We start from the raw sequence: 2,879 nt of genomic DNA, 5'->3' as shown, positions 1-2,879 counted from the left end.
TGCTCAACCAGCAGCCCACTGGGCAGTCGGTCGAGCAGTTTTTTATAAAGAAGAGCGCAGACGTCTTCACGGAAATTGTGAAGGAGTCTGCGCTCGATTTCTAGACGGGTTCTATTTGACGCTTACGGCTTTTTCGAAAATTATCATGCACATATCAAGCACAAAACCCAACGAGGGCGTCTTTGACGCAACTTCGCTGGGTTTAATTTTATTTCACGGATTTTATACTTCAAAAAACGGGACTTTTTCAGCAGCCTCCCAGCTGCGGGCCGTTTTTTATTTTTGGTCGATTGCGGCGCAGGTTTACTGCTGAGCGAGAGCCGAGCGAACGAATTCAAAAATTCCCTGCTCGTCACGGCTGCCGGCGGATTCGGCAACGAGTTCACCGTTGACGAAGAACGTCAGTGTCGGGATGGATTCAATTCCATAAGCCGAAGCGATCTGTTCAAACGTATCAATTTCGGTCCGGGCAACGGCGATGCCTTCCTCATTGAGGGGCTTGCTGGCGGCATCGAGCGTTGGATAGAAAGCTTTGCAGTGGGGGCACCAGCTGGCGTAAAACTCCATCAGAACTTTTTGATTGCTGTTAATAATGTCACTGAAATCTTCAGTACTTGTAACTTGCTGAATCATCGGAAATACCTCCCTTGTTCTTTTTTATTATGAATAGACAAAAGGCGGTATTAGAGTCATTTGCCCGCTTGAATTCAGGGCATTTCCAGGACGTTTCAAGGCATGAATCCGGCTCTAGCGAAGCACTTTTCGAATCAGCGAAGCCATCCAGGGCTTGCGGTCGTTATAGCGCAGCGGCAGATCGAGAATTTTCACATCCGGCTTTACGGCGACGCTCTTAATATGGGAGAACGTTTCATAGCCCCATTTGCCGTGATACTGTCCCATGCCGCTCGCTCCCATGCCGCCAAACGGCACGCTGTCGGAAGCCAGCTGAATGATGGTGTCGTTGATGCAGCCGCCGCCAAAGGGCTGAACGTACTTCATGTACTGCTTCTGCAGACGGTTGCGGGTAAACAGATAGAAAGCAAGAGGCGTCGGCTTATCCGCGAGTTCCTGCATCATCTGACGGAAATTCGTGAACGTCAGCACGGGAAGAATCGGTCCGAAAATCTCTTCCTGCATAACGGGGTCGTCCCAGTCGACATCCAGAAGGACGGTCGGCTCAATCTGAAGGGTCGTTCCCCTCGCACGGCCGCCGATGGCGACCTGTTCGGGATGAATGTAGCCGATCAGGCGTTCATAATGCGCCGGTGAAATGATCTTGCCGATGCGTTCCGGACTTGGATACTGTCGACGGATTTCATGCATCAGTGCAGCCATGAACGGTTCGAGAACCGAATCGTGTACGAGAACGTAATCGGGAGCCACACACGTCTGGCCGGCATTCAGGAATTTTCCGAAGACGATGCGGCGCGCAGCCAGGGCCAGGTTGGCGCTCTCATCGACAACAGCCGGTGATTTGCCGCCCAGTTCAAGTGTCAGCGGCGTGAGATGCTTCGATGCAGCTTCCATGACCATGGATCCGAGCTTCTTGCCGCCTGTAAAGAAGATATAGTCAAAATCTTCTTCCAGCAGCGCTTCGATTTCTTCGCAGCCCTGCGTAAAGACGGTTACATAATCCGGATCGTAAATATTTTGAACGATCTCGGCAATGACTCTGGATGTTTCCGTAGCCGCATGGCCGGTTTTCAGAACGACTGTGTTGCCGGCTGCAATGGCTTCCGCCAGAGGTACCATGGCCAGATAAAACGGATAGTTCCACGGAGCCATGATCAGGACCGTGCCGTATGGAATGCGCACCGTTTCATAGAGTGCGGGCATCTGATGAAGCGGTACCGTGTGGAGATGAACCCGGGAAGCGGAACAGAGATGGCGAATCTGATAGCGGATGGCTTCGAGAACCAGGCCTATTTCGCTCATCCAGCTTTCATCTGCGGATTTCCCCAAATCCGCATAGAGCGCCTGTTCGATGTTCTTCTGCTGAAGGAGGATTTCGTCGTACAGCCGCTTCAGCTGCTTTCCTCGAAACAGCAAGTCCAGCGTTGTGCCGCTTTTGAACAGTTCCTTCTGGCTGGCTACCGCCTGTTCTACGGATTGTTCTACTGATTGGTCCATGTGGGCCTCCTTTTCGTTTGCATTTTTCTCGCCATGCCTGCGGGCGAATAACAGTATTGTATTGGAATCTATCCTTAACAATGAATCGTATTCCCGAAAAAAGAAACCGGCAGATTGCCGGTTGTGTGCTGAAGTCCTGTCTTTTTTGAACGGTTTATCGTCCATTGTACGAAGCGTCCTCAAAAGTGCATGTCAAAGCGGACAGGGCGCTCTTCAATTTCTCCCATCCGCATCGCGGAATACGGAATATGAAAAGAACAGCACGCAGAGCTATGCGCTCTATTCAACCACATCGAGACCGGCTTTCTTACGGGCAATCTTCAGCAGCTCTTTAAGGCTGGCGAGATCACGGTAGCCTCTGGCTTTCAAAACCGGCTTCTTGTCATAAAAGAAGATGAGTGTGGGCAGAGAATCGGCACCATACTGATCGCACAGATCGCCAAACCGGTCGCTGTCGACCTGCGCGATGGTCAGTGAATCCGAAAACTGCTGATCCGCTTCTTCCAGAACCGGATGAAACATCTGACACGGACCGCACCAGGATCCGTAAAAATCCATCAAAACCATGCCGTCTCTGGACAGAACGTCTTCAAATTCGGCTTCACTTTCAATTTGAATCAATGCCAATGTCATTAAGTTAAGATTTCTCAGACCACATCAGCGTTAAGCAGTGATGTGGTCTTTTTTCTACTCTTCAAGTCAAATCTCGAATGATTCGAGTTTTTTCACTTTTTTCTAAAAATCTATTG

Annotated in this window: 4 protein-coding genes; 1 reads left to right on the top strand and 3 read right to left on the bottom strand. The window is 50.3% G+C overall.

Annotated features, from left to right (window positions below; genetic code table 11):
- The coding region (locus Afil_RS10560) for a hypothetical protein (protein ID WP_230268522.1) at window positions 1–313 on the top strand (313 nt) is incomplete at its 5' end.
- Here the strand turns inward: Afil_RS10560 and Afil_RS10555 are convergent.
- From Afil_RS10555 to Afil_RS10545, 3 genes are all read right to left on the bottom strand, one after another.
- Complete coding sequence (locus tag Afil_RS10555; RefSeq protein WP_230268521.1) at window positions 304–633, bottom strand: thioredoxin family protein; 330 nt, start codon at window positions 631–633, stop codon at window positions 304–306. The two genes, Afil_RS10560 and Afil_RS10555, sit on opposite strands and share 10 nt — an antisense overlap.
- A 114-nt stretch (window positions 634–747) precedes the next feature.
- A complete protein-coding gene (locus Afil_RS10550) occupies window positions 748–2,295 on the bottom strand; it encodes an aldehyde dehydrogenase family protein (RefSeq protein WP_255658394.1) in 1,548 nt (515 codons plus the stop codon).
- Window positions 2,296–2,409: 114 nt separating this feature from the next.
- On the bottom strand, window positions 2,410–2,751 hold the full coding sequence (locus Afil_RS10545; protein ID WP_230268519.1) for a thioredoxin family protein: 342 nt from the start codon (window positions 2,749–2,751) through the stop codon (window positions 2,410–2,412).
- Window positions 2,752–2,879: the final 128 nt, after the last annotated feature.

The sequence above is a fragment of the Allobaculum fili genome, from assembly GCF_020969955.1.
In the GTDB taxonomy this organism is placed as follows: domain Bacteria; phylum Bacillota_I; class Bacilli_A; order Erysipelotrichales; family Erysipelotrichaceae; genus Allobaculum; species Allobaculum fili.
This window is presented reverse-complemented; position numbering and strand designations above follow the sequence as displayed.